29 protein-coding genes and 1 riboswitch are annotated in these 26,636 nt (G+C 73.0%); of the genes, 13 read left to right on the top strand and 16 right to left on the bottom strand.

What is annotated here, in order from left to right; translation table 11 throughout:
- Positions 1-21: 21 nt before the first annotated feature.
- A riboswitch (cobalamin riboswitch) is annotated at positions 22-212 on the bottom strand.
- A gap of 25 nt (positions 213-237) precedes the next feature.
- From cobG to BLR04_RS04930, 3 genes are read left to right on the top strand one after another with little or no spacing between them, the layout of a single operon-like run.
- Positions 238-1,653 (top strand): precorrin-3B synthase, encoded by a 1,416-nt coding sequence (cobG, locus tag BLR04_RS04920; RefSeq protein ID WP_281191301.1) that lies wholly within the window; start codon positions 238-240, stop codon positions 1,651-1,653.
- Positions 1,650-2,270 (top strand): precorrin-8X methylmutase, encoded by a 621-nt coding sequence (locus tag BLR04_RS04925; protein WP_090760023.1) that lies wholly within the window; start codon positions 1,650-1,652, stop codon positions 2,268-2,270. Before cobG ends, BLR04_RS04925 begins: the two co-directional genes overlap by 4 nt.
- A 2-nt stretch (positions 2,271-2,272) precedes the next feature.
- Positions 2,273-3,754: a precorrin-2 C(20)-methyltransferase gene (locus tag BLR04_RS04930; protein WP_090760025.1), complete on the top strand. Its 1,482-nt coding sequence runs from the start codon at positions 2,273-2,275 to the stop codon at positions 3,752-3,754.
- Here BLR04_RS04930 and BLR04_RS04935 read toward each other — a convergent pair.
- The 4 genes from BLR04_RS04935 to BLR04_RS04950 are packed head-to-tail and all read right to left on the bottom strand — an operon-like array spanning position 3,745 to position 6,855.
- A complete protein-coding gene (locus tag BLR04_RS04935) occupies positions 3,745-4,473 on the bottom strand; it encodes a cobalt-precorrin-6A reductase (RefSeq protein ID WP_090760027.1) in 729 nt (242 codons plus the stop codon). The genes BLR04_RS04930 and BLR04_RS04935 overlap by 10 nt on opposite strands.
- Positions 4,470-5,267 carry a precorrin-4 C(11)-methyltransferase gene (cobM, locus tag BLR04_RS04940; protein WP_090760029.1) on the bottom strand — a complete coding sequence of 266 codons (798 nt, stop codon included), beginning with the start codon at positions 5,265-5,267 and terminating at the stop codon, positions 4,470-4,472. The genes BLR04_RS04935 and cobM overlap by 4 nt, the downstream gene beginning before the upstream one ends.
- Positions 5,264-6,472, bottom strand: a complete 1,209-nt coding sequence (cbiE, locus tag BLR04_RS04945; protein ID WP_090760031.1) for a precorrin-6y C5,15-methyltransferase (decarboxylating) subunit CbiE — start codon at positions 6,470-6,472, stop codon at positions 5,264-5,266. Before cbiE ends, cobM begins: the two co-directional genes overlap by 4 nt.
- The gene (locus BLR04_RS04950; RefSeq protein WP_090760033.1) at positions 6,469-6,855 is read right to left on the bottom strand and encodes a pyridoxamine 5'-phosphate oxidase family protein; all 387 of its coding nucleotides are present in this window, start codon (positions 6,853-6,855) and stop codon (positions 6,469-6,471) included. Before BLR04_RS04950 ends, cbiE begins: the two co-directional genes overlap by 4 nt.
- Before the next feature lie 80 nt (positions 6,856-6,935).
- Here BLR04_RS04950 and cobF point away from each other — a divergent pair, with 80 nt between their 5' ends.
- From cobF to BLR04_RS04965, 3 genes are read left to right on the top strand one after another with little or no spacing between them, the layout of a single operon-like run.
- Positions 6,936-7,691, top strand: coding sequence for a precorrin-6A synthase (deacetylating) (gene cobF / locus BLR04_RS04955; protein ID WP_090760035.1), 756 nt, complete (start codon positions 6,936-6,938; stop codon positions 7,689-7,691).
- 51 nt (positions 7,692-7,742) lie between these two features.
- Positions 7,743-8,345, top strand: a complete 603-nt coding sequence (locus tag BLR04_RS04960) for a TetR/AcrR family transcriptional regulator (protein WP_090760037.1) — start codon at positions 7,743-7,745, stop codon at positions 8,343-8,345.
- A gap of 2 nt (positions 8,346-8,347) precedes the next feature.
- Complete coding sequence (locus tag BLR04_RS04965) at positions 8,348-9,283, top strand: hypothetical protein (protein WP_090760039.1); 936 nt, start codon at positions 8,348-8,350, stop codon at positions 9,281-9,283.
- On the opposite strand, the gene BLR04_RS04970 is transcribed toward BLR04_RS04965, so the two are convergent.
- A complete protein-coding gene (locus tag BLR04_RS04970) occupies positions 9,255-10,022 on the bottom strand; it encodes a TetR/AcrR family transcriptional regulator (protein WP_090760041.1) in 768 nt (255 codons plus the stop codon). The genes BLR04_RS04965 and BLR04_RS04970 overlap by 29 nt on opposite strands.
- 103 nt (positions 10,023-10,125) lie before the next feature.
- On the opposite strand from BLR04_RS04970, the gene BLR04_RS04975 reads away from it, so the two are divergent.
- From BLR04_RS04975 to BLR04_RS42245, 3 genes are read left to right on the top strand one after another with little or no spacing between them, the layout of a single operon-like run.
- Positions 10,126-11,346: a saccharopine dehydrogenase family protein gene (locus BLR04_RS04975; RefSeq protein WP_090760043.1), complete on the top strand. Its 1,221-nt coding sequence runs from the start codon at positions 10,126-10,128 to the stop codon at positions 11,344-11,346.
- A gap of 32 nt (positions 11,347-11,378) precedes the next feature.
- Positions 11,379-13,061, top strand: a complete 1,683-nt coding sequence (gene ilvD, locus BLR04_RS04980) for a dihydroxy-acid dehydratase (protein WP_245740032.1) — start codon at positions 11,379-11,381, stop codon at positions 13,059-13,061.
- A gap of 41 nt (positions 13,062-13,102) precedes the next feature.
- Positions 13,103-13,237 carry a hypothetical protein gene (locus tag BLR04_RS42245; RefSeq protein ID WP_281191302.1) on the top strand — a complete coding sequence of 45 codons (135 nt, stop codon included), beginning with the start codon at positions 13,103-13,105 and terminating at the stop codon, positions 13,235-13,237.
- An 80-nt stretch (positions 13,238-13,317) separates the two neighbouring features.
- Here BLR04_RS42245 and BLR04_RS04985 read toward each other — a convergent pair whose 3' ends face one another.
- The 8 genes from BLR04_RS04985 to BLR04_RS05020 all read right to left on the bottom strand — a co-directional run bounded on the left by BLR04_RS04985 (position 13,318) and on the right by BLR04_RS05020 (position 20,483).
- On the bottom strand, positions 13,318-13,734 hold the full coding sequence (locus tag BLR04_RS04985) for a hypothetical protein (RefSeq protein WP_143021959.1): 417 nt from the start codon (positions 13,732-13,734) through the stop codon (positions 13,318-13,320).
- Positions 13,735-13,872: 138 nt separating this feature from the next.
- Positions 13,873-14,259 carry an STAS domain-containing protein gene (locus BLR04_RS04990; protein ID WP_176902940.1) on the bottom strand — a complete coding sequence of 129 codons (387 nt, stop codon included), beginning with the start codon at positions 14,257-14,259 and terminating at the stop codon, positions 13,873-13,875.
- Positions 14,260-14,300: 41 nt separating this feature from the next.
- Positions 14,301-15,269 (bottom strand): phosphotriesterase family protein, encoded by a 969-nt coding sequence (locus BLR04_RS04995; protein ID WP_090760054.1) that lies wholly within the window; start codon positions 15,267-15,269, stop codon positions 14,301-14,303.
- Between the two features lie 70 nt (positions 15,270-15,339).
- Positions 15,340-16,746 (bottom strand): methionine--tRNA ligase, encoded by a 1,407-nt coding sequence (locus tag BLR04_RS05000; protein WP_090760056.1) that lies wholly within the window; start codon positions 16,744-16,746, stop codon positions 15,340-15,342.
- A 115-nt stretch (positions 16,747-16,861) separates the two neighbouring features.
- Positions 16,862-18,130: an APC family permease gene (locus BLR04_RS05005; protein WP_090760058.1), complete on the bottom strand. Its 1,269-nt coding sequence runs from the start codon at positions 18,128-18,130 to the stop codon at positions 16,862-16,864.
- Between the two features lie 160 nt (positions 18,131-18,290).
- A complete protein-coding gene (locus BLR04_RS05010) occupies positions 18,291-18,749 on the bottom strand; it encodes a universal stress protein (protein WP_090760059.1) in 459 nt (152 codons plus the stop codon).
- A 39-nt stretch (positions 18,750-18,788) separates the two neighbouring features.
- Positions 18,789-19,409 (bottom strand): DUF998 domain-containing protein, encoded by a 621-nt coding sequence (locus BLR04_RS05015; RefSeq protein WP_176902941.1) that lies wholly within the window; start codon positions 19,407-19,409, stop codon positions 18,789-18,791.
- Positions 19,410-19,556: 147 nt separating this feature from the next.
- The gene (locus BLR04_RS05020; RefSeq protein WP_090760745.1) at positions 19,557-20,483 is read right to left on the bottom strand and encodes a sensor histidine kinase; all 927 of its coding nucleotides are present in this window, start codon (positions 20,481-20,483) and stop codon (positions 19,557-19,559) included.
- Positions 20,484-20,664: 181 nt separating this feature from the next.
- On the opposite strand from BLR04_RS05020, the gene BLR04_RS05025 reads away from it, so the two are divergent.
- Positions 20,665-21,216 carry a DUF1707 SHOCT-like domain-containing protein gene (locus tag BLR04_RS05025; RefSeq protein ID WP_245740033.1) on the top strand — a complete coding sequence of 184 codons (552 nt, stop codon included), beginning with the start codon at positions 20,665-20,667 and terminating at the stop codon, positions 21,214-21,216.
- On the opposite strand, the gene BLR04_RS05030 is transcribed toward BLR04_RS05025, so the two are convergent.
- The gene (locus BLR04_RS05030; RefSeq protein WP_090760065.1) at positions 21,186-22,298 is read right to left on the bottom strand and encodes an aromatic ring-hydroxylating oxygenase subunit alpha; all 1,113 of its coding nucleotides are present in this window, start codon (positions 22,296-22,298) and stop codon (positions 21,186-21,188) included. The two genes, BLR04_RS05025 and BLR04_RS05030, sit on opposite strands and share 31 nt — an antisense overlap.
- Before the next feature lie 64 nt (positions 22,299-22,362).
- A complete protein-coding gene (locus BLR04_RS05035) occupies positions 22,363-23,454 on the bottom strand; it encodes an FAD-dependent oxidoreductase (RefSeq protein ID WP_090760067.1) in 1,092 nt (363 codons plus the stop codon).
- Positions 23,455-23,505: 51 nt separating this feature from the next.
- Between BLR04_RS05035 and BLR04_RS05040 the strand changes: the two genes are divergently transcribed.
- Together BLR04_RS05040 and BLR04_RS05045 are read left to right on the top strand one after the other, a co-directional pair.
- On the top strand, positions 23,506-24,069 hold the full coding sequence (locus BLR04_RS05040) for a TetR/AcrR family transcriptional regulator (protein WP_090760069.1): 564 nt from the start codon (positions 23,506-23,508) through the stop codon (positions 24,067-24,069).
- Positions 24,070-24,155: 86 nt separating this feature from the next.
- Complete coding sequence (locus BLR04_RS05045; RefSeq protein WP_090760071.1) at positions 24,156-24,536, top strand: hypothetical protein; 381 nt, start codon at positions 24,156-24,158, stop codon at positions 24,534-24,536.
- Between the two features lie 110 nt (positions 24,537-24,646).
- Here the strand turns inward: BLR04_RS05045 and BLR04_RS05050 are convergent, their stop codons facing one another.
- Positions 24,647-25,762: a glycosyltransferase gene (locus tag BLR04_RS05050; protein WP_090760073.1), complete on the bottom strand. Its 1,116-nt coding sequence runs from the start codon at positions 25,760-25,762 to the stop codon at positions 24,647-24,649.
- A gap of 38 nt (positions 25,763-25,800) precedes the next feature.
- On the opposite strand from BLR04_RS05050, the gene BLR04_RS05055 reads away from it, so the two are divergent.
- Entirely contained in the window at positions 25,801-26,619 is an 819-nt protein-coding gene (locus tag BLR04_RS05055) for a PIG-L deacetylase family protein (protein ID WP_245740034.1), read from the top strand.
- Positions 26,620-26,636 lie beyond the last annotated feature (17 nt).

A 26,636-nucleotide genomic window follows, 5' to 3' on the forward strand; every position in this document is an offset into this window, starting at 1 on the left:
TCGGGGTCCTCGCCCCGGTCGTGGGTGTCGCGACGGCCGGAGTCTCCTGGCTCCCGGATCAGCGCTCACCCCGGCCTTCCCGCCCGTTGCCGGGCAGTGGCCTCGTGGTGGGGTTCGCTCCCCGGTCACAGTGGCGGGACCGCGCCGGATTCGCACCGGCTTCCTCCCTTTGCCATCGCCTACCCGGAGCCTACGACAGGAGCGTGCATTCGCAGAAGTGGCGTTACGATCCTGATCGTGCCCATAGCTGACTTTTCCGGGCAGGAGCCTTCCATCCGCCCGGAAGCACCTCGGACGCACACGCCCTCGCCCCCACCCCCCACGCAGCCCCTCCCCGACCCACCGCAACCCCCGCGATCAGCGGCGGAACCTGCCGCCTACCCGGACCCGCGTCATGGCCCCCGAACGCGAGCTGACGCATGCCCGGGGGCGTTGCAGGTGCACGAGGCCGCCGACGGGGCGCTCGCGCGGGTGCGGGTACCGGGCGGCGCGATCTCGGCCGCGCAGCTGCGCGAGCTGGCGGCGTGCGCGACGGAGCTGGGCTCGGGCGTCATCGAGCTCACCTCGCGGGCGAACGTCCAGGTGCGCGGGTTGCGCTCCCCCGACGCCTTCGCGGCGCGGATCGCCGCCGCCGGGCTGCTGCCCTCGGCCGCCCATGAACGCGTCCGCAACATCGTCGCCTCGCCGTTCGGCGGGCGCGGCCCCGGCGGCGTGCTCGACCCGCAGCCCCTCGTGGACGCTCTGGACCGGGCCCTGTGCGCCGACCCCCATCTGGCCGCCCTGCCGGGCCGCTTCCTGTTCGCGGTGGATGACGGCACGGGCGACGTGTCCGGCCTCGGCGCCGACGTCACGTACGTTCCCGGCCACGGCTTGCTGCTGGCCGGCGCCGACGGCACACTCCCCGCCGACGCCCGAACCGCCCCCACCCTCATGACCGCCGCTGCCGCAGCCTTCCTCACCGAACGCACGCAGGACGGACGGGCAGCCTGGCGCCTCGCGGAACTCCCGGACGGCGCCACCCGGCTCGCCGCCCGCCTCGGCCTGCCCCTGACGGACCAGCCGCCCCCAGGCTCGGGAACCGGTGTGCGGCGGGGTGGAGTGGTGCGGCAGGGGGATAAGCGGGTGGCGTTGGAGGTGCTCGTGCCGCTCGGACGGCTCGACGGCGCCCAGGCCCTCGCGATCGCCGACGTCGCCGACACCGGCGCCCTCGTACGGTTGACGCCCTGGCGCAGTGTGGTGCTGCTTGACCTCGACCCCGGCGCGGCCGAGGACGCCGCCAGGGCGCTCGGCGAGGCCGGGCTGGTGACCGACCCGGCCTCGCCCTGGGCCGGGGTGAGCGCCTGCACCGGCCGTCCTGGCTGCGCGAAGTCGCTCGCCGACGTACGGGAGGACGCCCGCCGCTGGGTGGCCACCCTCGACGCTCCCCCACCCACGCCCGTGCACTGGTCGGGCTGCGAACGCCGCTGCGGCCTCCCCCGCGGCCAGGTCACGCAGATCGTCGCCACCCGCGACGGCTACACGGTCACCGGCGAGCGCCACACCACCACCGCCGCACACCCACAACCCCCCGCCCCTGGCGACCCACACACCCTCGCCACCAGCGACGAACGCGCCGCCGCCACGAGCGGCGGGCATCAGGAGAGGCACTCGTGACCGACTACATCCGCGACGGGGCCGAGATCTATCGGCGGTCGTTCGTGACGATCCGCGCCGAGGCGGACCTCGACGGGTTGCCGCCCGACGTGGCGCAGGTGGCGGTGCGCATGATCCACGCCTGCGGCATGACCGACCTCGTCAAGGACCTCGGCTGGTCGCCGGACGTGGTGGCCCGCGCGCGGGAGGCGCTGCGCGGCGGCGCGCCCGTGCTGTGCGACGCGTACATGGTCGCCTCCGGCGTCACCCGCCGCCGCCTGCCCGCCGCCAACGAGGTGCTGTGCACGCTGGACGACCCGCGCGTGCCGGACCTCGCCGAACGCCTCGGCACCACCCGCAGCGCCGCCGCGCTCGAACTGTGGCGCGACCGGCTCGAGGGCGCGGTCGTCGCGGTGGGCAACGCGCCGACCGCCCTGTTCCGCCTGCTGGAGCTGGTCGAGGAGGGCGCGGGACGGCCGGCAGCGGTGCTCGGCATCCCCGTCGGTTTCATCGGGGCGGCCGAGTCGAAGCGGGCGCTGGCCGACAGCGCCCTTGAGTACCTGGTGGTGCACGGCCGTCGCGGCGGCAGTGCGATGACGGCGGCGGCGGTCAACGCCATCGCGAACGAGACGGAGTGAATGTGACGGGACGGCTGTACGGGGTCGGCCTCGGTCCTGGCGATCCGGAACTGGTCACGGTCAAGGCGGCACGGCTGATCGGCGAGGCCGACGTGATCGCCTACCACTCGGCCCGGCACGGGCGCAGCATCGCCCGCTCGATCGCGGCGCCGTACCTGCGGGAGGGGCAGGTCGAGGAGCTGCTGCTCTACCCGCTGACCACGGAGACCACCGACCATCCCGGCGGCTACCAGGGCGCGCTCGACGACTTCTACGCCGACTGCGCCGAGCGGCTGGCCGCCCACCTGGACGCCGGCCGCACCGTGGTCGTGCTGGCCGAGGGCGACCCGCTCTTCTACGGCTCGTACATGCACCTGCACAAGCGGCTCGCGAGCCGCTACCCCGCCGAGGTGGTGCCCGGCGTCACGTCGGTCGCCGGCGCCTCCGCCGTCCTCGGCCGGCCGCTGGTCGAACGGGACGAGGTGCTCACCGTGCTGCCCGGCACGCTGCCCGCCGAGGTGCTGGCCGAGAAGCTGGCCGGCACGGACTCGGCGGCGGTGCTGAAGCTCGGCCGGACGTTCGGCAAGGTCCGCGACGCCCTGGCCGCCGCAGGCCGGCTGGACGACGCCTGGTACGTGGAGCGCGCCACCATGGACGCCCAGCGCGTCGCGCCGCTCAAGGACGTGGACGCCGACGGCGTGCCTTACTTCTCGATGGCGCTGCTCACGAGCCCGGCCGAGCAGACGTTCGTCCCGGCCCCCGCGTCGGCCACCGCCACCGGCGGTGAGGTCGTGGTGGTCGGGCTGGGACCGGCGGGGCGCCCGTGGCTGACGCCCGAGGCGCAGGAGGCGCTGGCGGCGGCCACCGACCTCGTCGGGTACGGCCCGTACGTGGACCGGGTGGCGCCGAACCCGCGCCAGCGCCGCCACCGTACCGACAACCGGGTGGAGGCCGAGCGGGCCAGGCACGCGCTGGAGCTGGCCCGGGAGGGCGCGCGGGTCGCGGTGGTGTCGTCCGGCGACCCGGGCGTGTTCGCCATGGCCAGCGCCGTGCTGGAGGTCGCGGCCGATTTCCCCGACGTGCCGGTGCGGGTCGTCCCAGGGCTGACAGCGGCGCAGGCGGTGGCGAGCCGGGTGGGCGCGCCGCTGGGGCACGACTACTGCGTGCTGTCCCTGTCCGACCTGCTCAAGCCGTGGGAGGTGGTGGCCGACCGGCTGGAGGCGGCCGCCCGCGCGGACCTGGTGCTGGCGATCTACAACCCGGCCTCGCGGAGCCGTACGTGGCAGGTGCCCGCCGCCCGCGACATCCTGCTGCGGCACCGCGACCCCGCCACCCCCGTGGTGATCGGACGCGACGTCGGCGGCCCGCAGGAGAACCTGACCGTCACCACGCTCGGCGAGCTCGACCCTGGCCAGGTCGACATGCGCTGCCTGCTGATCATCGGATCGTCGACGACCCAGGTGACGGACCGGGGCGTCGTCTACACCCCGCGCCGTTATCCCTGAGCCCAGGCCGCCGCGTCGGCGACGGAGTCCACCAGGAGGACGCCGGGGGGCGTCGGCGGCCGGTCGACCATGATGACGGGCAGGCCGAGCTCGCGCGCCGCGACGAGCTTGGCCGTGGTCATCGCGCCGCCGCTGTCCTTGGTGACCAGCACGTCGAGGCGGTGCTCGCGGATGAGCGCCCGCTCCCCCGCCACGGTGTACGGCCCGCGGTCGAGCAGCACGTACGCGTTGTCCGGCACGGGCGGCTCCGGCGGGTCGACGGACCTGGCGAGCAGCCACACCCCGTCCAGCCCGGTGAAGACGGGCAGGCTGCGCCGCCCGGTGGTGAGGAACACCCGCGACGGACGCGGCAGGCGGGCGGCGGCCTCCTCCAGGGACGGCACCCGCAGCCAGCGGTCGTCCTGGCCCTCCCGCCAGCCCGGACGGCGCAGCACGAGCAGCGGCACGCCGGTCGCCCGCGCGGCGGACGCGGCCGAGGCCGTCATCCGGGCGGCGAACGGGTGGGTGGCGTCCACCAGTGCGTCGATCCGCTCGTCGGCCAGGTAGCGGGCGAGCCCTTCAGGCCCGCCGAAGCCGCCCTCACGCACCTCGCCCACCGGCAACCGCGGGTTGGTCACGCGCCCGGCCAGCGACGACACCACGTGCAACCCGCGTACGGTCAGCTCGGCGGCCAGAGCACGGGCCTCGGCCGTGCCACCGAGGATCAACACCCGCCTCAAGAACGGCCCCGCGCAGCGCTGTCCTGGTCGGGGCTGTCATGCACGGTTCCGCAGGTGCGGTCGCGGGCGGCGCTGTAGAGGTGGCTGTCGGGGAACTGGGTCGCCGACAGCACCCGGCCGACCACGATGACCGCCGTACGCCGGATCCCGGCCGCGTGCACCTGCCCGGCGATGTCCGCCAGCGTCCCGCGCAGCACCACCTCGTCCGCGCGGCTCGCCCGCGCCACCACGGCCACCGGGCAGTCCGCCCCGTACGACGGCAGCAGCTCCGCCACCACCGCGTCGATCCGCTGCACGGCGAGATGCAGCACCATCGTGGCCTTGCTCGCGGACAGCGTCCCCAGGTCCTCGCCGGGCGGCATCGGCGTGGCCCGCGCCGACGTACGCGTCAGGACGACCGTCTGCCCCACGCCCGGCACGGTCAGCTCCCTGCCGAGCGACGCGGCCGCCGCCGCGAAGGCCGGCACCCCCGGCACGACCTCGTACGGCACCCCGATCGCGTCCAGGCGGCGCATCTGCTCGGCCACCGCGCTGAACACCGACGGGTCACCCGAGTGCAGCCGCGCCACGTCCAGCCCCGCCGCGTGGGCGGCGGTCAGTTCGGCGACGATCTCGTCCAGCGTCAGGTCGGCGGTGTCCACCAGCCGCGCGCCCGGCGGGCAGGAGTCGAGCAGCTCGCGCGGCACCAGCGACCCCGCGTACAGGCAGACCGGCGACGACTCGAGCCGGCGCAGCCCGCGCAGCGTGATGAGGTCGGCGGCTCCTGGGCCCGCCCCGATGAAGTAGACGGTCAAGGCGTGTCCTTCCTGGTGACCGACCAGACGGTCACCGGCATCGCGGCCCGCCAGCCCGTGAACGAGCCGACGGGCGAGGCCCGCTGGACGGCGAGGCGCACGAGGTCGCCGCCGAGCCTGGCGTACCAGGCCGCCACGACGGCCTCCGACTCCAGCGTGACGGCGTTCACGACGAGCCTGCCGCCCGGCCGCAGCGCCTGCCAGCAGGCGTCCAGCAGCCCCGGCACGGTCGCGCCGCCGCCGACGAAGACGGCGTCCGGCGTGGGCAGGCCGGCAAGCGCTCCGGGGGCGCGGCCGGTCACGACCCGCAGCGCGGGCACGCCGAGCCGGTCGGCGTTGCGGGCGACGCCGGCGGCCCGGTCGGCCCGGCTCTCGACCGCCACGGCCCGGCACGACGGGTGGCTGCGCATCCACTCGACGGCGATGCTGCCCGCGCCTGCACCCACATCCCACAGCAGCTCGCCGGGCAGCGGCGCGAGCCGGGACAGGCTGACGGCGCGTACCTCGCGCTTGGTGAGCTGCCCGTCGTGCTCGTACGCGCTGTCGGGCAGCCCGGGTACGCGGGCGAGCGGCTCGGCGTCCGGCCCGGGGACGCACTCGACGGCGATCACGTTCAGCGCCGACGGCGCGGTTCCCTTCCAGGTGTCGGCGGTCGCCCGTACGACGGCCTCCGACGCCGCCCCGAGGTCGCACAGCACGGTCATCGGGCTGGGGCCGTACCCGAGCCCGGCGAGCAGCCCGGCGACCAGGGACGGGGAGTCGGCGCCCGAGCCGAGCACGACGACCCGGCGGCCCGGCAGGAGCGCGGCGTTCAGCGCGGCCGCCGGGCGGCCGACGAGGCTGACCACGTCCACCTGCTCGACCGGCCAGCCGAGGCGGGCGCAGGCGAGCGAGAGCGACGACACGTGCGGCAGCACCCGGACGGCGTCCGGGCCGAGAAGCCGGACGAGCGTCGAGCCGATGCCGTGGAACATCGGGTCGCCGCTGGCCAGGACGCAGATCTCGCGCCCCGCGTACGTGTCCATGAGGGCGGGCAGTGCGGGCAGCAGCGGCGACGGCCAGGTCACCCGCTCGGCGGCGGAGTCAGGCACGAGCTCGAGCTGCCGGGACGCGCCCATGAGCACCTCCGCCCCCTCCAACGCCCGCTTCGCGGCAGGCGCCAGCCCGTCCCACCCGTCCGCGCCGATCCCGACGACGGTGATCATACGTTTCCCAGCACGCGCGTCACCTGGATCTCCAGCACCACCCGGTTCGGGTTGGGGCGGGGCGGCTTGTAGCGGGCGGCGTAGCGGCGTTCTGCGTCGGCGACCTGCTCGGGCTCGGTGCGCACCACCGCCCGGCCCTCCAGCGTCGACCAGCGGCGGCCGTCCACCTGGGTGAGCGCGACCAGCGCACCGGACGCGCCGACGAGCCGGGCCTTGACGGAGGTGCCTGAGGTGATCACCCGGGCGATCCCGGTCGCGAGGTCCAGCGTGGCGCCCACCGGCACCGCGTGCGGCGGGCCGTCCGGTCGCGCGGTGGAGAGCGTGCACAGGTGCCGCTCCTGCCAGAACGCGGCGAAGGCGTCGCCCTGCTCGGCCAGGTTCACAGTCCTCCTTAGGGGAAAGCGCGCCGCACATCGTATATCTGCCGCTATTTCGCGATTTGTGCGTCCCTACACTCTTACAGGTGAAGCGTCTCCTCATCATCGGCATCGGCGCCGGCGACCCCGACCATGTCACCCTCCAGGCCGTCAAGGCCATCGCGGCCACGGACGTGTTCTTCGTCGTGGACAAGGGCGAGGTCAAGCACGAGCTGGTCCAGCTGCGGCTGGACCTCATCGCCGAGCACGGCAGGCCGCCGTACCGGATCGCCGAGGCCCGCGACCCCGAACGCGACCGCGCCGCCGCGCCGCCCGCGTACGCCGCCGCCGTGGAGGACTGGCGCGCCCGCCGCGCGCTCGCGTGCGAGGCGCTCGTCCGCGACGAGCTGGAGGACGGCCAGACCGGCGCGTTCCTGGTGTGGGGCGACCCCGGCGTGTACGACAGCACGCTGGCCATCGTGGAGGACATCCTCGCCCGCGGGAACGTCACCTTCGACTACGAGGTCATCCCCGGCATCAGCAGCGTGGCCGCGCTGACCGCCCGGCACCGCACGAGCCTCACCCAGGTGGGCCGGCCCGTGCACCTCACCACCGGCCGCCGCCTGGCCGAGCAGGGCCCGACCGCCGACGACGTGGTCGTCATGCTGGACGCCCACACCTCGTTCGCCGGGCTCGACGACCACCACATCCACTGGGGCGCCTACCTGGGCACGCCCGACGAGATCCTCGTCTCGGGCCCGGTGTCGGAGGTCGGTGAGCGCATCCGCGAGGTGCGCGCCGAGGCCCGCGCCCGCAAGGGCTGGATCATGGACACGTACCTGCTGCGCCGCCTCGAACCATGACATGACGGGCCTTTGGGACTTGGCGGGAAGCGGGCGGGGTAGGCCGTCCGCATGACCGGAGTGGCTGGTGAGCAGGCGGAACGCACGCGGGCGGCCGTGGTCGCCGCCGCCCAGGAGTGCTTCCTGACCCGCGGGTACGCCGCGACCACCATGAAGGACATCGCTGGCCTGGCCGGCGTCTCCCCGCAGGCCGCCTACACCGTCGGCGGCAAGGCGGCGCTGCTCGTGACCGTCGCCGACCAGGCGCTCGCTGGCGACCCCGCGCGGTTGCGGGCGCTGCGGGACGAGCGTGAACGCGACAAGAAGCTGCGCCTGCTGCGCGACGTCACCCGCGAGTGGCTGCCGATGGCCCACGCGATGACCCGGCTGTTCAGGGAGGCGTCCGCGGGCGACCCCGGCCTCGTCGAGGCCTGGGACGCGTACGAGAGCCGCCGGCTCGCCGGCGTCCGCACGCTCGTCCGCTCGTTCGGCCACCTGCTGCGTCCTGACGTGTCCGTCGAGCGGGCCGCCGACGCCTGCTGGGCGCTGTTCGGCGGGCAGACGGCCGACGCGCTCATGCTCGGCCGCGGCTGGAGCGCCGACGAGTACGCCGACTGGCTCGCCGACGCCGTCGACCGGCTGCTCCTGCGGCGCGGCAGGGGCGATACGGTCTGACGGTGACCACGTTCGACACTGCTGTCAGCCAGGCCCGCGACCTGCTCAGGTGGTGCTCGCCGCTGCGCACCGAGCTGTGGGCGTCCCGCCTCACGGCCGAGCTGGAGGAGAGCGGGCAGACGGAGGCGTTCGTGCGGCGGCTGCGCGAGGACGGCCGCGCTGAGGCCCGCCTCGTCCTGGCCGCGCTGGCCGCGGTCGGCGACGCCTCGGTTGAGGTGGTGGAGCCCGTGCCCGGGTGGGCACGCCGGATGGGCCGGGTGACCTGCGACGGCGGCTGGTACGGCAAGGCCGACCCCTACGGCGAGCAGGTGCTCGGCGTCCTGGCCTTCCGTTACGAGAACGGCAAGGAGCCGCACGTCCTCGTCGTCGGCATCGACCAGCCCCAGGGCGGGGTGGCGGTGGACGCGCTGGTGGAGGAGGAGTCGTTCCTCGAGGGCCTCGGGTTGCGCGCGGCCGAGCCGGGTGTGGTCGCGGGGCGCGTGCTCGACGCGTTCGCGCTGGGCGACCAGCTCATGGGGGCGGCGGTCGCCGACACGCTGCCCGGGGTGCGTCCGCTGGCCCTGCGCCGGGCGTCGGCCGTGCCGGGCGTCGTGCGGGGGGCCGCCGACGACACGGTGGCCGGGTTCGGCGACGTCCCCGATCTGCCGGGGGCGCGGGAGGCGTTCGGCGCGCTGGCGGAGTTCCTCGGTGACCGGCCGCTGTGGTGGAGCCCAGAGCGGGTCTCGCGGTTCCTGACCTCGTGGCTGCCGCGCGAGGCCGACCTGTCGGACGCCGCGATCGAGGCGATGCCCGAGGTGCTGCGGGCCTGGACGCGGTTCTGCGGCGACCAGCCCGAGGTGCTGCGCCGTATCGAGCGGGACGCGCCCGGCCTGCCCGCCCGCATGGCCGACGAGTCACTGGCCGGCCTCATCAAACGCCTCTCCCGCCGCCACCCCTGACCCCGGCCCCGGCGCCTCTGACCGCGGAACCAGCCTCGGCCGCGGCGGCGAGTTGGGCTGCGGCGCTGCTCAGGAGCATGTCGAGAGCTGTCGGGTACGCGCTGTCGTTCATCCGGGCCACCAGCAGCGGCGCGGTGGCGGCGATGTTGGGGTGGGTCTCGCGCGGCAGCCGCGCGTACGTGTCGCGCCACACCTCCTCGTCGGCCTCCCGCGCCGCCTTCGGCAGCGCCAGGGTAGCGGCGTCGAGGATGGCGAACGCCAGGCTCAGGTCGATGAACGCGTGGTAGATGCGCACCGCGTCGGCGTCGGGGAACCCGGCCCCGCGCAGGATGCCGAGGATCGTCTCGTCGCTCGCCACCTCGTTGGGCCGTCCGGTGACCCGGCTCGCGGTGAGGACGGCGGCCTGCGGGTGGGCCAGGTAGGCGTGGTGGATGCGGTGCCCGAGGTCGCGCAGGTCGGCCCGCCAGTCGCCGGTGGGCCGCCAGTCGGCCATCGCCTGCCCGAACAGGTCGTCGGCGATGGCCAGGACGAGGTCGTCCATGCCGCGGAAGTAGCGGTAGACGGTGCTGGCGTCGGCGCCGAGCGCGAGGCCGAGCCGGCGCGCGGTCAGCCCGTCGGCGCCGTGCTCGCGCAGCATGCGCAGCGCGGTCTCGACGATGATCTCGTGCGTGAGGACCTGTCCCTGTTTGGTGGGACGCCGCCGCCTCCGGTCGCCTTCCGGAACCACCCGTTTGGCCATGACCCGCGACTCCTTATGCCAACAGCATTGACGTTGATGAGCCTACTGGCATTTGATGGACTATAGAACCCCCCCAAAACCCACGTAAAGGGGATATTTCACCATGCGCATTCTTCTGGTGGGTGCCGGCGGCGTCGGCACCGCCATCACCCGCATCGCCGCCCGCCGCTCGTTCTTCGACCATATGGTGGTCGCCGACTACGACCTGCCCCGCGCGAAATCCGCCGTCGCAGCCCTCGGCGACCAGGCCCACCGGTTCACCCCCGTCAGGATCGACGCCGCCGACGCGGCCGCCGTCACCGCGCTGCTCCGCGAGCACCGCTGCGACGTCCTGCTCAACGCCACCGACCCGCGCTTCGTGATGCCGCTGTTCGACGCGGCGCTGGCAGCGGGCGTCGACTACCTCGACATGGCGATGTCCATGTCGAAGCCCCACCCCGACCGTCCGTACGAGAAGGTCGGCGTCAAGCTCGGCGACGAGCAGTTCGCCCGCGACCCCGCATGGCGGGAAGGCGGCCGGCTGGCGCTGGTCGGCATGGGCGTCGAGCCCGGCCTCGCCGACGTCTTCGCCCGCTACGCCGCCGACGAGCTCTTCGACGAGATCGAGGAGGTCGGCATCAGGGACGGCGCCAACCTCACCGTGGACGGCTACGACTTCGCGCCGTCGTTCTCCATCTGGACCACCATCGAGGAGTGCCTCAACCCGCCGCTCATCTACGAGAAGGACCGCGGCTGGTACACCACCGAACCGTTCAGCGAGCCTGAGGTGTTCGACTTCCCCGACGGGATCGGCCCTGTCGAGTGCGTGAACGTCGAGCACGAGGAGGTCGTGCTGGTGCCGCGGTGGATCCCGGCGCAGCGCGTCACCTTCAAGTACGGCCTCGGCCAGGAGTTCATCGGCACACTCAAGACGCTGCACGCCCTCGGCGTCGACCGCACCGAGCCGGTGGCCGTCCGCACCGATGAGGGCACCGCCCGGGTGTCGCCGCGCGACGTGGTCGCCGCGGTGCTGCCCGACCCGGCCGAGCTCGGCGAGCGCATGCGCGGCAAGACCTGCGCCGGCACCTGGGTCAAGGGCGTCAAGGACGGCCGCCCGCGCGAGGTGTACCTCTACCACGTCGTCGACAACCAGTGGTCGATGCGCGAGTACGGCTCCCAGGCCGTGGTGTGGCAGACCGCCGTCAACCCCGTGGTCGCCCTGGAACTGCTGGCCGACGGCGCCTGGAAGGGCACCGGCGTGCTCGGCCCAGAAGCCTTCGAGCCGCGCCCCTTCCTCGACCTGCTGGTCGAGTACGGCTCCCCATGGGGTATGCGGGACCACTGAGCCGTCGCGAATTCGGCTGATGGATCATTGAGGTGACCGCACCCCGTACCCCGGAGGAGCACACCTTGAGCATCGCCGACGACCCCGACCGCGCACCGGCCCGCTCCCACCTGTACGCCATGGGCATGTCGGAGGACGACATGCGCCGCCCCGTGGTGGGCATCGCCACCACCTGGACCGGCACCATGCCGTGCAACCTGACCCATCGTGACCTCGCCGTCCACGTGGCCGAAGGCGTCCGCGCGGCGGGCGGCACGCCGATGGAGTTCAACACCATCGCCGTCTCCGACAACCTCACCATGCACACCCCCGGTATGCGTACGTCGCTGATCAGCCGCGAGGTGATCGCCGACTCGATCGAGCTGATGGGCCGCGCGCACGGTTTCGACGCGATCGTGGCCATCGTCGGGTGCGACAAGACCGTGCCGGCCGCGATCATGGCTCTGGCGCGGCTGGACGTGCCGTCCGTCGTCCTCTACAGCGGCAGCATGATGCCGGGCCGCTGGCGCGGGCGTGACGTCACGATCCAGGACATGTGGGAGGCGCTCGGCGAGCGCGAGGTCGGCCGGATGGACCAGGCCGACCTCGACGACCTGGCCAAGCACGCCTGCCCGGGAGCCGGCACGTGCGCCGCCCAGTACACCGCCAACACCATGGGGACGGTCGCCGACTTCCTCGGCCTCGCGCCGTTCGGCGTCGGTGACATCCCTGCGGTGGCGGCGGAGAAGAACGCCGCGGCGCGGCGGGTGGGCGAGATCGCCATGGAGGCGCTCGCCCGCGACGCCCGCCCGTCGCGCGTGCTCACCGAGGACGCGCTGCACAACGCGATCGTGTCGGTGGCGGCGATGGGCGGCTCGACGAACGCGGTGCTGCACCTGCTCGCCATCGCCCGCGAGGCCGGGCTGCCGCTGGAGATCGACCGGATCGGCGAGGTCTGCCGCGAGGTCCCGATCGTCACGGGCCTGAAGCCGAGCGGCGGCGACGCCACGGCCCTCGACCTGTGGCGGGCCGGCGGCACGTCGCTGGTGGTGCGCCGGCTGCTGGAGGCCGGGCTGCTGCGCGAGAACGTGACGCTGGTCGACGGCCGCACCCTCGCCGAGGTCGCCGCCGACGCGCGGGAGACGGACGGCCAGCAGGTCGTGGCGAGCGCCGACAAGCCGTTCAAGCAGCGCGGCGCGCTGGCGATCCTGCGCGGCTCGCTGGCTCCCGACGGCTGCGTGCTCAAGCTGGGCGGCAAGAACGACTTCCGCCACGAGGGCCCCGCCAAGGTCTTCGACTCGGAGAACGACTGCTACGCGGCCATCATGGACGGCCGCATCGAGCCGGGCGACGTCATCGTCGTCCGGTACGAGGGCCCGGCGGGCGGTCCCGGCATGCGCGAGATGCTGTCGATCACCGGCCCGCTGGTGGGCCGAGGGCTCGGCACGTCCGTGGCGTTGGTCACGGACGGCCGCTTCAGCGGCGTCTCGCACGGGCTGGTGATCGGGCACGTGGCGCCCGAGGCGTACCACGGAGGCCCGATCGCTCTGGTGCACGACGGCGACACGGTGGTGATCGACAGCGCGGCCGGGACGCTCGACCTGCTGGTGCCTGAGGACGAGCTGGCCGCGCGCCGGGCGGCGTGGCGCCGTCCTGACCGGGTGGTCGAGCGCGGCGTGCTGGCCAAGTACGTCGTCACGGTCGGCTCCGCCTCCGACGGGGCGATCACCGTCTGACGCCGGGACGGAAGCAGCCGGTAAGGGCGGCTATGCTGCCCATGACGTTTGCGGTGCCCGCTTGGGCGTTCCTGAGGAGACTTGACGCGATGTACAAGGAGTTCGCTGCCGAGGTCGTGATGTGGCTCGTCCCGGTCGTCGTGCTGATCGGGGTCGCGCTGCTCGTCACCCATTGAGCTGACCCCTCGAACGCCGTCCGAGCACGGCACCGTTCGTGGCGGAACCGGTCGCGGCGACCGCGACCGGTTTCGACTGCTCAGCGGTAATACCGGTAGTACACCGTGGTGTTGGCCTGCTGGTCGAAGTCGGCAAACCCCTCGAGATACCGGTCGTAGGCGCGGGCGAGGCTCTTGCCGCGCACGGTGCACGAGGCCCACTTCGTCCGCTTGGCCCCGAGGCTGCCGGCGTGGTCGGTGCAGCTGCCCACGTTCCTGCCGTTGATCTTGAGCCGGGCCTTGAGCCTGATGTCGAAGATCTTGGTCCGCGAGATGTTGCTGATCCGGACCTTGATCTGACAGGTGTTCTCGCAGTCGCCGAAATACACCTTGGTACGGATGAGCTGCGCCGACGCCGCGGTCGCGCCGGACGCCCCCGAGGACGCGGCTGCGGGCCCCACTGTCAGCGCGGTCACGGCGGCCGCGGCTAACACCGTTCCGGCCAGTTTCCTCACCATGCTTCCCCCAGTTCGACGCGGTCGCTTCCCCCGGTCGGCGGCGACCGGTACCTCGACTTCTAACAAAAGTTCGAAGAGAGCGATATTTCCGTACGTCGAATGTTTTGTGGGGTTAGGTACTTCTAGCCGCGACGCGCTTCAGCTCGTGAAGGGCGGCGAGCCACCGGCCTCGCTCAGCTCGGCGATGGCCAGCTCGGCCGTGGTGCGGATGTCGAAGAACTTGTCGAGCGCCGTGATCGCGAACAGGTGCTTGCACCTGCCGTTGAGCCCCGACAGCAGCAACCGCCCCCCGGAGGCGGTGACGGCCTTGTGCAGGTAGACGAGCACGGACAGGCCGGAGGAGTCGCAGACGCTCACGGCCTGCATGTCGATGACGAGCATCGGGGGCTGGGTGAGATCGAGGGCTTTCGTGACGCGGTCACGCACTTCCGCCGCGGAGCCGAAGTCGAAGTCGCCGGCCAACCGTGCTATCACGCAGGGGCCCTGGAGTCCGAGGCTGATCGCCAGGGCCTGCTCGGAAGTCACCCAGTTCCACCTACCCGTGTCGCCGTTCTGATCCACTCACTCTACGAGAAGTAACGCGCAGGGTTGTACACCAGCATCTGGTTGATCTGCGCCTCGGTCACCCCGGACGCTCGCAGCGCGGTCAGGACGTCGTCGTGGATGTGATCGTAGCGCCAGTTCGGCGCGAGCGTCCCGACGGACTCGTCCCACGCCCCGCCGAAGTAGTCCATGAAGCAGGCGGCGTCGTGGCTGAGGACCATGCGGTCGGCGTAGCCGCGCCGGCACAGCTCGGCGACCGTGGCCACCCGCCGCTCGGTCGTGTTGTAGACGTCGAGGCCGAAGCGGTCCATGCCGAGGATCGCGCCGGTGTCGGCAAGGCGCATGAGGTAGTCGAGGTCGTTGCTGTCGCCCGCGTGCCCGACGACCACCTTCGTCAGGTCGACCCCCTCCTTGGCGAACAGGTCGAGCGCGAGCTCGCCGCTCCCGGTGACGGAGCTCGTGTGGACGGTGATCGGCGCCCCGGTGCGTACGTGCGCCTGCGCCACGGCCCGGCAGATGCGCTCGACGCCGGGCGTGAGGCCCTTGGCCTCGACCACGCACTTGAGGAAGGCCGCCTTCACCCCGGTGTCGGCGATGCCCACGGTCAGGTCGCGGACGAAGTCGTCGACCATCGGGTCGGCGCCGTCGACCGGAGGCCGGAAGGTGTACTGGTGGGGCAGCTCGTCGAAGGAGTAGATGCCCGTGGCGGGGATGATGTTGAGCTCGGGCACCTGCTCCGCGATCCGCAGGACGCGCGGGATGTAGCGGCCGAGCCCCCACACCGTCGGGTCGGCGATCGTCCGCACGCCCTTCGCCGCCACCGCGCTGAGCTTGGCGACGGCGTCGGCGACGCGGAACTCCTCGTCCCACCAGGCGCCCTTGCCGTAGTTGTCGATGTGCTCGGTGGCGACGACGAAGACGTGCTCGTGCATGAGAGTCTGGCCGAGCTCGGCCACGTCCACTGGGCCGCGAAGGGTCTCGACGGTGGGCATTCCGCACCTCCATACCAGCCGGTCTGTCGGCCAACCTAGGTGCCGCACAGATCGCCGTCAACCACATCGGCTACGGGCGGGACAGCCGCGGGAAGAGCGGCTCGGGCCTGGACAGCCGGTCGCCGCCCACCGCCGCCGCCACCCGCGCCGCCGCACCCGGCAGGAAGGGCTCCAGCTGTACGGCCAGCTCCCGGCAGGCGCCCACCAGCGTGCCGAGCGACTTCTCACGCCCGGCGGTGTCCTGCTGCCACGGCCGGGTGCGCTCGACGTAGGCGTTGGCCCCCTCCACGAGCTGCCACACGGCGCGGGCCGCGCGCCGGAAGTCGACGTCCTCCAACGCCTCGTGCACCTCCCGCGACACCTCGGCGAGCGGCTCCCCCGCCGGGGGGACGTGGCCGTCCAGGAAGCGGCAGACCATGACGGCCACCCGGCTGACCAGGTTGCCGAGACCGTTGGCCAGGTCCTCGTCGGCCCGCGCGACCAGGCGGGCGTCGGTGAAGTCGGCGTCGCCCACGCGCGGCACCTCGCGCAGCAGCCACCACCGCACGGCGTCCACCCCGTACGCGTGCACGAGCGCGGCCGGGTCGGCGGCGTTGCCCGACGACTTGCTGATCTTGCGGCCGCCGGCGGTGAGGTAGTCGTGCACGAAGATCGCCGTAGGCAGGGGCAGCCCCGCCGACAGCAGCATCGCCGGCCAGTACACCGCGTGGAAGCGGATCACGCCCTTGCCGACGAGGTGGACCTTGCGCGGCTCGCGCACCCACCAGCGCTCGTAGCCGGCGTCGTCGAGCGCGGTGACGTAGTTGGCCAGCGCGTCCCACCAGACGTAGACGACCTGGGCGGGGTCACCCGGCACGGGGATGCCCCAGCCGCGCGCCCGCGCGGCGGACCGGGAGACGCTGATGTCGTCGAGCCCGGCCGCGACGAACGCGAGCACCTCGTTGCGGCGCGCGGCGGGCTCGACGCGCAGCCGCCCGCTCCTGATGAGGTCGAGCAGTTCGTCCTGGTAACGGGAGAGCCGGAAGAACCAGTTGGTCTCCGACACCTGCTGCAGAGGCGCCTCGTGCCCGTCGGGACAGGGCCCCTCGGGGTAGAACTGCTCGCAGCCCACGCAGTAGAGGCCCTCGTAGTGGCGGGTGTAGAGGTCGTGCGCGGTGGCCCGCCAGATGCGCTCGACACCGGCGCGGTGTCCGGGGTGCGTGCTCGTCCTGATGAAGGAGTCGAACGACAGGTCGAGCGCGCCGCGCAGCCCCTCGAAGGCGGCGGCGTTGCGGTCGACCAGCTCCCGCACCCCGACGCCCGCCGCCTCGGCGGCCAGCACGTTCTTCAGTGAGTTGTCGTCGGTGCCGGTCTGGAACCGTACGGGCTCGCCGCGCCGCCGGTGGTGCCGGGCGAGCACGTCGGCCTGGACGAGTTCGAGCGCGTGCCCGAGATGCGGGCGGGCGTTGACGTAGGGAATGGTCGTCGTGATGTACACCGGGTGCCTCCCGAGGGGCCCCTGACCACGTGACGCGAGGCCCCTGACAGCAGGGCCTCGACGCGGCGAAGAACCCCCTAGGGGGTCATCATCACCGCGTACGTCGTCATGACGTTCACCCTAGCCGCTGGAGGGGGCGGCGGCGTAGCAGATAAACGGCGAGCCCGGCGGCGAAGACGGCGAGTCCGGCCAGCACCGAGCCGGCCGGCAGCGTGGCCGCCAGCACCAGGCAGAGCACCAGCCCGGCCACCGGGACGACGCGCGGCGGCGCGCCCTCGTCGCGGCTCAGCCTGAGCGCCGAGGCGTTGGCGATGGCGTAGTAGACCAGCACGCCGAACGACGAGAACCCGATCGCCCCGCGCAGGTCGGCCACCAGCAGGAGCACGATCACCGCGACGCCGACCGTCGCCTCGGCCCGGCGCGGCGTCTGCCGCACCGGGTCCACCGCCGCGAGCGCCCCGGGCAGGTCGCGCTCACGCGCCATCGCGAGCACCGTACGGGACACGCCGAGCAGCAGCGCGAGCAGCGCCCCGAGCGCCGCCACCGCCGCGCCTGCCTGCACCGCGGGGGCGAGCCCGCCGGCCCCTGCCTCGCGTACGACGTCGGCCAGCGGCGCGGTGGAGCGGGCCAGCGGGCCGGGCCCGAGCGTGCGCAGCGCGGCCGACGCGACCAGCGTGTAGACGACGAGCGTGACGCCGAGCGCGATGCCGACGGCTCGGGGGATGACGCGCGCGGGGTCGCGGACCTCCTCGCCGAGCGTGGCGATCCTGGCGTACCCGGCGAAGGCGAAGAAGAGCAGGCCGCTCGCCTGCAGCACACCCCACGCGGTCACCTGCTCGCCCGGCGCGGCCGTGAACCAGCCGGGACCGTCGCCCTCGGGCCCGAGCAGCCCGGCGACGACGACCGCCGCGAGCATGGCCAGCACGAACGCCACGATCGCCTTCGCCACCCCGGCCGAGCGCTGCACGCCGAACAGGTTGAGCGCGGTGAGCGCGGCCACGGCCGCGACGGCCACCGGCCGCTCGTACCCGGGGGCGACGTAGGAGGCGAACGTGAGCGCCATGGCCGCGCAGGAGGCGGTCTTGCCGACGGTGAAGCCCCAGCCCGCCAGGTATCCCCAGAGCGGGCCGAGGCGGCGGCGGCCGTAGACGTACGTGCCGCCCGACTCGGGGTGGACGGCGGCCAGGCGGGCCGAGGACGTGGCGTTGCAGTACGCGACGACGGCGGCGAGGGCGAGCGAGAGGGGCAGCCACCCGTGCGCCGCCGCGGCGGCGGGCGCGAACGCGGCGAACACGCCCGCGCCGATCATCGCGCTCAGCCCCACCACCACGGCGTCCGTGGTGCCGAGCCGCCGCGCCAGTCCTTCCGGTGAGCCCCCTGCCATAGGACAAGCCTCCTCTTTCCTACCAAGAGGACCCACTTTGCCCCATCCACCATGAGCACGCGGCGACGGCCCGGTGAACGCTCAGCGCGCCTTCGCCCGAACATGGGCGGAGGCGCGCTCATGCTTGCTCGCCCGGAACGGGCGCGCGAGCTCAGGGTCGTCAGGTGTCCTTGTCGGGGCCGGGGACCACGAGGACGGGGCGTTTCGCGTGGTGGAGCACCCGGGTCGACGTGCTGCCGAGCAGCAGGGAGCGCACGCCGCCCAGCCCCCGGGAGCCGGTCACGATCACCTCGACGTCCAGTTCGGCGGCCACGTCCACGATCGTGCCCCAGATGGCCGCGGTGTCGACGTCGCAGCGCGGGTGCGCGTCCAGGCCGACCTCGCGGGCCAGATCCGCGCCCTGCTGGGACAGGTCGGTCATCGCCTGCCGGATGGCCTCGTCCTCGACGCCGGCCTGGGCGATCGGCATCATGATCCCGGCAGGGGCCATGGCGGCGGTCATCGCCACCGGCTCCCACACGGTCAGCACCACCGCCGTCCTGCCGGGAAAGAGCCGCCCCGCGCAGGCCACCGCCGCCTTGGCGTCCTCGGATCCGTCGTACGCGATCAGTATCGTCATGGTCGGGCCTCTACCCGGGTGGCGGTTTTCACGCCTGTCTCACGCCCGGGCCAGGCCGTACACGCGGCGGGCCGGCGCCCCGAGCATCGACAGCGCGGCGAGCGCCAGAACGCCCACCTCGGTGACGACCACCACCCGCTGCGTGAGCCCGGCGGGGATGTCGTCGTTCGTCAGCGGGATGCCGAACACGCGCACCACGTACGGGACGACGACCAGCACGAGAGCGCCGATCGCGACGGCGCTGAGGACGCGCAGCGCGGCGGCGTAGCGCAGCCGCGCGCGGGCCAGCAGCAGGCCGGCCACCGGCATGACGAGGAACGCCACGAAGGCCGCGTAGCGGTGGATGCCGCCCGACAGCGACAGCGGGACGCCGGGCCGGTCGGTGGGGAAGGCCCCGATCAGCACCATGCTCGCCGCCCACGCGAGCAGCAGCGCGACGGTCCAGCGTCCGGCCCCGGCCCGGCGCAGCGCCTCGGCGACCAGGACCGCGCCCACGGCGAACGCCGTCAGCGACGTGGGCAGCAGCCAGCCTGCGGGCTGGAAGGCGTACTCACTGATCACGCTGTGCAGCGGGTCGAGGCCCGCGTCGGCGTGCAGGACCGTCATGGCGGCGCTGCCCGCGCCGATGGTCGCGATCGCGCTGACGAGTAATCCCCTCATGCCTCCAAGCTCGTGGAACGCGCGCCAGCCGACCATCGGAGATCGGCCGGAAACGGCCCTGAGCGACCCCTTGGCACCCGGGTGGGGGACGGCCCGGAGACAGGCCGGCGACCTGCGCGTACGCGACCCTCGGTAGGGCCTGCCCCCTCAGGGGCGGTGGGATGCGAAGTAGGCGCGGACCACGGTCGTGCCGGGCGCGGTGTGGACGCGGACGAGGTCGCTCACCAGGTTGACGATGAGCAGGCCGCGTGAGCCTGGGCTGTGCGCGTCGACCGGACGGCGGCCCGCCAGCGGGTCGGTGATGTGCCCACGGTCGGCGACCTCGCACACGAGCAGGCCGTCGTCGTCCCACACCCGGATCGTTCCCGAGCCGCCGCCGTGGTCGAGGCTGTTGGCGCCGAGTTCGGTCACCGCGAGCCGGATGTCGTCGAGCCGGTCGCCGTCGATGCCGAGGCGGGCGGCCTCGCGTACGGCGAGTGCGCGCGCCGCCGACAGGTCGGTGCGGTCGAACGGCAGCGACACGCAGCTGCCTGGCTCGTCGAAGGGCCGGTTGCAGGCGTCGAGCACCAGCTCGGGCGCGTACTCGCCGCTGGGCCGCTCCCCCGCGTGATCGCGCAGCACGGGGTGGGTGCGCGCGGCCTCGTCCAGCACCTCTGGCGCGAGCCGGGCGGCGTCGTACGGGCACAGGATGGTGACCTCGCGCCCCGCGAACGCGACGTTGATCAGCGCCTCGTGCTGGGCACAGGCAGGACGTTCGAGGGCGGTGCGGCCGGGCCAGATCGGCTCGCCGATGATGCGCACGCGCCGGCCGGGATGCCGGTCGGCGAAGTCGCGCAACACGGCGGGGATGATGCGGCCCGGGTTGCGCCCGGCCTCGCGCATGTCGAGCAGGCGCACCAGGCCTGCTTGCGCGCCGAGCGCGGAGCTGATGAGCCGCAGCCGGTCGGACGGGACGGCCACCGCGACGGGCTCGCCCGCCGCCAGCCCGTCGCGGACGAAGGACGTGGTGGCAGCCACGTACTCCCGGTCGCCTCGGTAGAAGAGGGCCGGATGGTGGAAGGTCTCAGCCGGCATCACCATCACGCTACCCAAACTTGATGACTTCAAGAGATCCCCACGGGGTACGTCATACCTTGTGAAGAGAGTTCAAGTGATTCACCGCCCCCGTCCCGACCGCAAGGACGTCCCCCTCGATCTGCGCACCCCCTCGGGCCGGCGCCTCCCGTTCTGAGTGTCGCGAACCTATGCTCAAAACATGTCGGAATTACAGATGCGAGTGTCGGACTCCGACCGGGAGCGCGCCGCGCGGCAGCTGCAGCGCGCGTTCTCGGAGGGCCGCCTCGACGAGGTGGAACTCGAGGACCGGCTTGAGCTCGCCCTGACCGCCAAGACGTACGCCGACCTGATCGGCCTCGTCTCCGACCTGCCGTCCGACGAGCCGCGCGCCGACGAGGTGGTCGAGCTCGAATCCGCGTCCGGCACACTCAAGCGTTCGGGCGACTGGGCGGTGCCGCGCCGGCTGCGGGCGTCCTCCAGGTTCGGCAGCGTCAAGCTCGACCTGTCCGGCGCCGTCATCGAGCATCCGGTCGTCGAGATCGAGCTCGACCTCCCCTTCGGTTCAGCCTGGATCACCCTGCCGGAGGGAGCCACGGCGAACGTGGACGGCTTCCGTACCGACTGGGGGCGGGTGGCCTGCGACGTGCCCGGCCGCCGCCGCCCGGAGGCGCTGTACGTGGTGATCACCGGCCGGGCGACGTACGGGAAGCTGACCGTGCGCTATCCGCGCAGGCGGCGGTCCACCCACTGATGGAACTGGGCGATGTGGTGCTCGCTGGGCACGAGCACCCCGCCCTCGCGGTACGCGCGTGACGCCATGCCGGGCTGGGTCCGCTCGCAGGCGTCGAAGTCCTGCTCGTTGACCCGGTGGAACAGCTCGACCGAGTGCGACAGGTCGGCTCCCGACGCCACGACGTCGGGGTGGTAGAGCCAGTCGCACTCGACGACCGTGCGGTCGACCGCGATCGGGAACATCCGGTGCAGGATCACGTGGTCGGGCACCAGGTTGACGAACACCTGCGGCTTGACGGTGATCGCGTAGTAGCGGCGGTCCTGCTCCCGGGCCACGTCGGGCAGCTTGCCGAAACCGGCGCTGCCGTCGACGGTGAACCCCTGCGCCCGGTCGGCGAACGCGGCGCCGTGGCCCACGTAGTACTGGGCCGCGTAGCCGCCCGCGAACTCGGGGAGCACGGCGGTCAGCTCGGGGTGGATGGTCGCGCAGTGGTAGCACTCCATGAAGTTCTCGACCAGGAGCTTCCAGTTGGCCTTGACCGTGTAGGTGATGCGGCGGCCGAGTGCGAGCTTGTCGACGTGGTAGCGGTCGATGGACGCGAGGTCGCCGAGCCGTTCGGTGGCCGCGCCCATGACGTTCTCCTCGAACGAGGGCGGGTCGTCGGCCAGGCAGACCCAGGCGTACCCGAGCCATTCGCGCAGCTCGACGGGCACGAGTCCGTACGCGACGCGGTCGATGTCGGGCATCTTGACCAGGTTGGGCGCGGCGGCCAGCCGTCCGTCGAGGTCGTAGGACCACGCGTGGTAGGCGCACCTGATCGTCCTCTTGACCTCGCCCGCCTGCTCCAGGCACAGGCGGGCGCCGCGGTGGCGGCAGACGTTGAGGAAGGCCCGCAGCCGGTCGTCGCGACCGCGGACGACGATGACGTTCTCCCTGCCCACCTGAACGGTACGGAACGCACCGGGTTTCGGCAGGTCCTCGGCCCGGACCGCACAGAACCAGAGACGTTCGAAGATCTTGGCCTGCTCGTCCTCGAAGATCTCGGGATCGGTGTACGAACGACCGGGAAGGGTCGGTACCAGGCTGGACGTGCTGCTCAACCAACACCGCCTTGTTGCGCATTACGCGATGAGTTGCTCTATATGCGACATCGTCGGCGGGCGATCACGACGCTGTCAAGAGGTAGTTGCTGGCGCCGCGCAGCCATGCGGCGTACATCCTGGTCGCGAGCCGGTCGGGGATCAGCCCCGCGAAGATCCGCTGCACGTTGGTGACCTCCGTCGCGGCCAGCCGGGCGGGCCTGCGCACCACCTTCGACCTGGCCCGCTCGTAGCCGCGCAGGTCGCCGATCGAGCGGGTGAGCAGCCAGGCGTCCTCCAGGGCCTGGTTGGCGCCCTGGGCCATGGTCGGCGGCATGGTGTGCGCCGAGTCGCCCGCCAGCGTCACCGGCCCCCTGCCCCACGCCGAGGGGACGCGGTGCCGGTGGTGGGGGAAGAAGTCGGCGTCCGCGAGGCCCTCCAGGACGGCCGGCACCGGGTCGGGCCAGCCGGCGAACCGCTCGCGAAGCCGGGCCACGACATGGGGGTCGTCCGCCCAGAAGGGCCGGCCGGTAGCCGACCTGACGTCGAACCACCACAGCAACCGTCCCCTGCCCGCCGGGATCAGCCCGCACAGGCCGCGCGCGCCGGGGATCATGATCGCCCGCCGTTGCTCGGTCAGCGCGGTGGGCCGGGTGGCGAAACCCTGCCAGGTGACCCAGCCGCTCAGTCCGGCCGGGTCGTCGCCCCACAGCGCGGCCCGCACCGTGGAACGGCGGCCGTCGGCCCCCACGAGCACGTCGCCGCGGACGGTGTCACCATCGGCCAGCCGCACCTCCGCCCGCTCCGGGACGACGTGCTCGGCCCGTGCGCCGTACGCCACGGGCACCCCGTCGGCGAGCAGTTCGACGAGCTCGCGGCGGGCGATGTGGACGGTGGGATGGCCGAAGCGGCGCTCGGCGGCCGTCAGGTCGACGGTGAACAGAGGGCGACCTGCGCCGTCCCACGACTCCATGGTCTCCAGGCGCCTGCCGATGCCGGCGAGGTCGACCTTGAGCTCCTTGAGGATGGCGGTACTGCCTGGCCAGAGCGTGACGGAGCCCCCGGCCGTGCGCGGCTCGGTGGCCTCCTCGTACACCTCGGCGTCGTGGCCCGCGAGCAGAAGGCCGCGCGCGAGGGCGAGCCCCGCTACCCCGGCTCCGATCACCACTACTCTCATAACCGTCCCTGGAAGTTGAGACCGCAAGTATCAGATACTGGGAGTATCACAATGTCCGCTCGTGGGCGCAAGCCCGACCCCACGGTCGACGACCGCATCCGGCAGGCCGCGGCCGACTTGCTGCTCTCCCGCGGCCTGGACTTCACCGTCGACGACGTCGCCGCCACGGCGGGTGTCGGCAGGGCGAGCGTCTTCCGGCGCTATGGCACAAAACGCGACATTCTGCTCGAAACTCTCTCCGGCTTCATGGATGCCCACGTCGCCGTCCCCGACACCGGATCACTCGCCGGCGACCTGCGTGCGGTGGTCGCCGACACCCTCGCCCTCTGGCGACTCCCCGGAATGGCGCACCTGGCCAAGCAGGTGTACGGCGAGGCGGGCCGCGACCCCGCCGTCGCCGAGATCGTCCGCACCGGCATGCGCACCCGCATGGAACGCTCGTGGGTCGTGTACGAGCGCGCGATCTCCCGCGGCGAGCTCCGCCCCGACGCGGACCTGTGGCTGCTCACCGACCTGTTCGCGGGCCTCGTCTCGTACCGGGGGCTTCTCGACCTGCCGCTGCCCGAACCAGATGATGTCGTACGTGCACTTCTGCACGGATTTACACAAACTTGATGCCATTGGTGTTAGTGAGGTGCAAGTGATGATCAAGCCGCTGCCCTAGGCTGCTCGTCGTTCGTCAACCAACGAAGGGCACGGAAATGACCACCCCCCGCCGTCGCCGCCTGGCCGTCTCGGCCGCGACGCTGACTTTCGCCGCTCTCGCCGTCACCTCCTGCGGAGCGGTCGGGCAGGCCATGGACTGCGGCACCGCCGCCACCGAAGCCAGCGAGATCGCGACGGAGTGGAGCACCGCGGTCACGAAGAACGTGACCGACACCGCGGCCTTGCAGGAGGCCTCGAAGAGCGCCGCCACCAAGATGAAGGACCTGGCGGGCAAGTACGACGGCGACCTGGCCTCGGCGCTGAACGACCTCGCCGACGGCTTCGCGGGCATGGAGAACGGCGACCAGTCCGGCGTCGCGGCGCTCGCCGGCAAGATGAACGACTACACGACCAAGGTGCAGTCGGCCTGCTCCTGACCGGAGCACACGACGGCTTCCCGCGACCCCGCCCGGCACAGTCAGGGCGCGGGAAGCCCGCCCGGCACACAGGCGTGGCCGCGCGAAGCCCGTCGCCGACCCTGCCGTGATCAGGCGGGGTCGCGGGGAGCCCGTCCGCCGTGCCTGCGCTCGCGTGCCTGTGCGTACGCCGCCTCGAAGCCGTCGAGCACCGCGGGCCACGCCCCGGCGGCGGGCGGCGTCGCGCGGTTGTGCGCGGCGATCGACGTGCGCAGATCGGCGTCGCGGCACAGCCGCGCCACCGCCCGCGCGAGGTCGCCGAGCGTGCGCCCGAGCAGCCCTTCGGTGCCGTCGCTGACGAAGTCGGCGACCCCGCTCTGCGCCCGGGCCACCACGGGCAGGCCCGCCGCGCGCGCCTCCAGCGCCGCGATCCCGAACGACTCGCGCGGCGCGGGCGCCACGAACACGTCGGCCGACTCCAGCACCTTGGCGATCTGCTCGCGGGTGTAGCGGCCGGGCAACGACACCCAGCCCGTCATACCGTTCCTGTCCAGAAAACGTGCCATCTGCCCGCGAGCCGGGCCGTCGCCGACGATCGTGGCCCGCATCGGGATCTCCGACGGCACCCGGGCCCGCGCCGCCAGCAGGAGCCGCAGCAGGCGGACGGGCTGCTTGCGCGGCGCGAGCCGTCCCACCGCGACGACGTGCACCTCGTCGCGCCGGACGGGCGCCCCTGGCGGCGGCGCCCAGCCCGACAGGTCGAGCCCGTTGGAGACGACCCGCACGGGCACCCCGGACCCCGCGACGGCGCGGATCGGCGCCGCGGCGGCGTTGCTCACCGTGGTCGCGACCAGCCGCCAGCGCTGCCAGCCGAACGCCAGCCTCAGCAGCCGGTAGAGCGCCCGCGTGCCCGGATCCCACATGCTGTGCACCGTCACCACGCACGGCACTCCCGCCCGGTACGCGGCACGCACGCCCATCCACGCGAACGGCGAGACCGCCCCCGCGTGCACGTGCACCACGTCGGGCCGCCCCGAGACGATCCACCGCGTCAGCCGGCCCACGCCGAACGGGTGAACCGGCAGGTCGAAAGGCATCCGGGCGACGATGCGCCGCACACCGTCGAGCGGCTCGCCGCGGGTGGCGGTGGCGACGGACACCTCGTGGCCGGCCGCGCGCTGCATGCGCACGAGATCGGCCACCTGGACCTCGATCCCCCCGAGTCGCGGCAGGTAACAGTCACTCACGTGAAAGATCCGCACCCCTCCCAGACTAATCTGGGCGTGTGCCTCCACGTACCGCTGTGTTCTTCCATGCTCACCCTGACGACGAGGCCCTGCTGACGGCGGGCACCATGGCGAAACTCGCGGCCGAGGGACACCGCGTGGTCCTCGTGGTCGCCACCGCGGGCGAGCGCGGCCTCGCCGAGATGGAGCCGGGTGAGCAGCTGGGCGAGACCCGCCTCAAGGAGCTCTACACGTCGGCCGCGCTGCTCGGCTGCGCCCGGGTCGAGTGCCTCGGCTACGGCGACTCGGGGCTGCGTCCCGAGGGCGGCGTCGCCGACGAGCGGCCCGACAACGCCTTCATCGACGCCGACACCGAGGAGGCCGCCAAGAAGCTCGCGGCGATCCTGCAGGAGGAGAAGGCCGGCCTGCTGACCATCTACGACCCGGCGGGCGGCTACGGGCACCCCGACCACGTGCAGGTCCACCGCGTGGGCCGGCGCGCCGCGCAGATCGCGGGCACCCCGGTCGTGCTGGAGGCCACGGTCAACCGCGACCCGCTGCTGTGGCTGCTGAAGGTGGCGGGCCGCTTCTACCGGTTCCCGCCGGAGTTCGACCCGCGGACGTTCGAGAGCGCGTACGCGCCGGGCGAGGTGATCACCCACCGGGTCAACGTGCGGCGGTACGCGCGGCAGAAGCGCGCCGCCATGGCCGCGCACGCCTCCCAGGCGAGCGGCGGCGACAGCGACCGCACGCTCGCCGTCATGCTGAAGGTCCCTGGCCCGATCTACCGCTTCGTCTTCGGAACCGAGTGGTACGTCCGCCGCGACGTGCCGCCGGGCACCCGCCTCACGCATCCCTTCCAGCGGTGGCCCAAGTAACTCCTCCGGACGGCGAG

Origin of the sequence: Nonomuraea maritima (genome assembly GCF_900100395.1) — a bacterium.
GTDB classification, from domain to species: domain Bacteria; phylum Actinomycetota; class Actinomycetes; order Streptosporangiales; family Streptosporangiaceae; genus Nonomuraea; species Nonomuraea maritima.

Excerpts from the sequence above, each read along its gene's own strand:
- cbiE (WP_090760031.1), bottom strand. The coding sequence starts at position 6,472 with ATGATCACCGTCGTCGGGATCGGCGCGGACGGGTGGGACGGGCTGGCG.
- BLR04_RS04960 (WP_090760037.1), top strand. The coding sequence starts at position 7,743 with ATGACCGGAGTGGCTGGTGAGCAGGCGGAACGCACGCGGGCGGCCGTG.
- BLR04_RS04970 (WP_090760041.1), bottom strand. The coding sequence starts at position 10,022 with ATGGCCAAACGGGTGGTTCCGGAAGGCGACCGGAGGCGGCGGCGTCCC.
- BLR04_RS04975 (WP_090760043.1), top strand. The coding sequence starts at position 10,126 with ATGCGCATTCTTCTGGTGGGTGCCGGCGGCGTCGGCACCGCCATCACC.
- BLR04_RS42245 (WP_281191302.1), top strand. The coding sequence starts at position 13,103 with ATGACGTTTGCGGTGCCCGCTTGGGCGTTCCTGAGGAGACTTGACGCG.
- BLR04_RS04985 (WP_143021959.1), bottom strand. The coding sequence starts at position 13,734 with ATGGTGAGGAAACTGGCCGGAACGGTGTTAGCCGCGGCCGCCGTGACC.
- BLR04_RS04995 (WP_090760054.1), bottom strand. The coding sequence starts at position 15,269 with ATGCCCACCGTCGAGACCCTTCGCGGCCCAGTGGACGTGGCCGAGCTC.
- BLR04_RS05005 (WP_090760058.1), bottom strand. The coding sequence starts at position 18,130 with ATGGCAGGGGGCTCACCGGAAGGACTGGCGCGGCGGCTCGGCACCACG.
- BLR04_RS05010 (WP_090760059.1), bottom strand. The coding sequence starts at position 18,749 with ATGACGATACTGATCGCGTACGACGGATCCGAGGACGCCAAGGCGGCG.
- BLR04_RS05015 (WP_176902941.1), bottom strand. The coding sequence starts at position 19,409 with ATGAGGGGATTACTCGTCAGCGCGATCGCGACCATCGGCGCGGGCAGC.
- BLR04_RS05020 (WP_090760745.1), bottom strand. The coding sequence starts at position 20,483 with ATGCCGGCTGAGACCTTCCACCATCCGGCCCTCTTCTACCGAGGCGAC.
- BLR04_RS05025 (WP_245740033.1), top strand. The coding sequence starts at position 20,665 with ATGTCGGAATTACAGATGCGAGTGTCGGACTCCGACCGGGAGCGCGCC.
- BLR04_RS05035 (WP_090760067.1), bottom strand. The coding sequence starts at position 23,454 with ATGAGAGTAGTGGTGATCGGAGCCGGGGTAGCGGGGCTCGCCCTCGCG.
- BLR04_RS05040 (WP_090760069.1), top strand. The coding sequence starts at position 23,506 with ATGTCCGCTCGTGGGCGCAAGCCCGACCCCACGGTCGACGACCGCATC.
- BLR04_RS05045 (WP_090760071.1), top strand. The coding sequence starts at position 24,156 with ATGACCACCCCCCGCCGTCGCCGCCTGGCCGTCTCGGCCGCGACGCTG.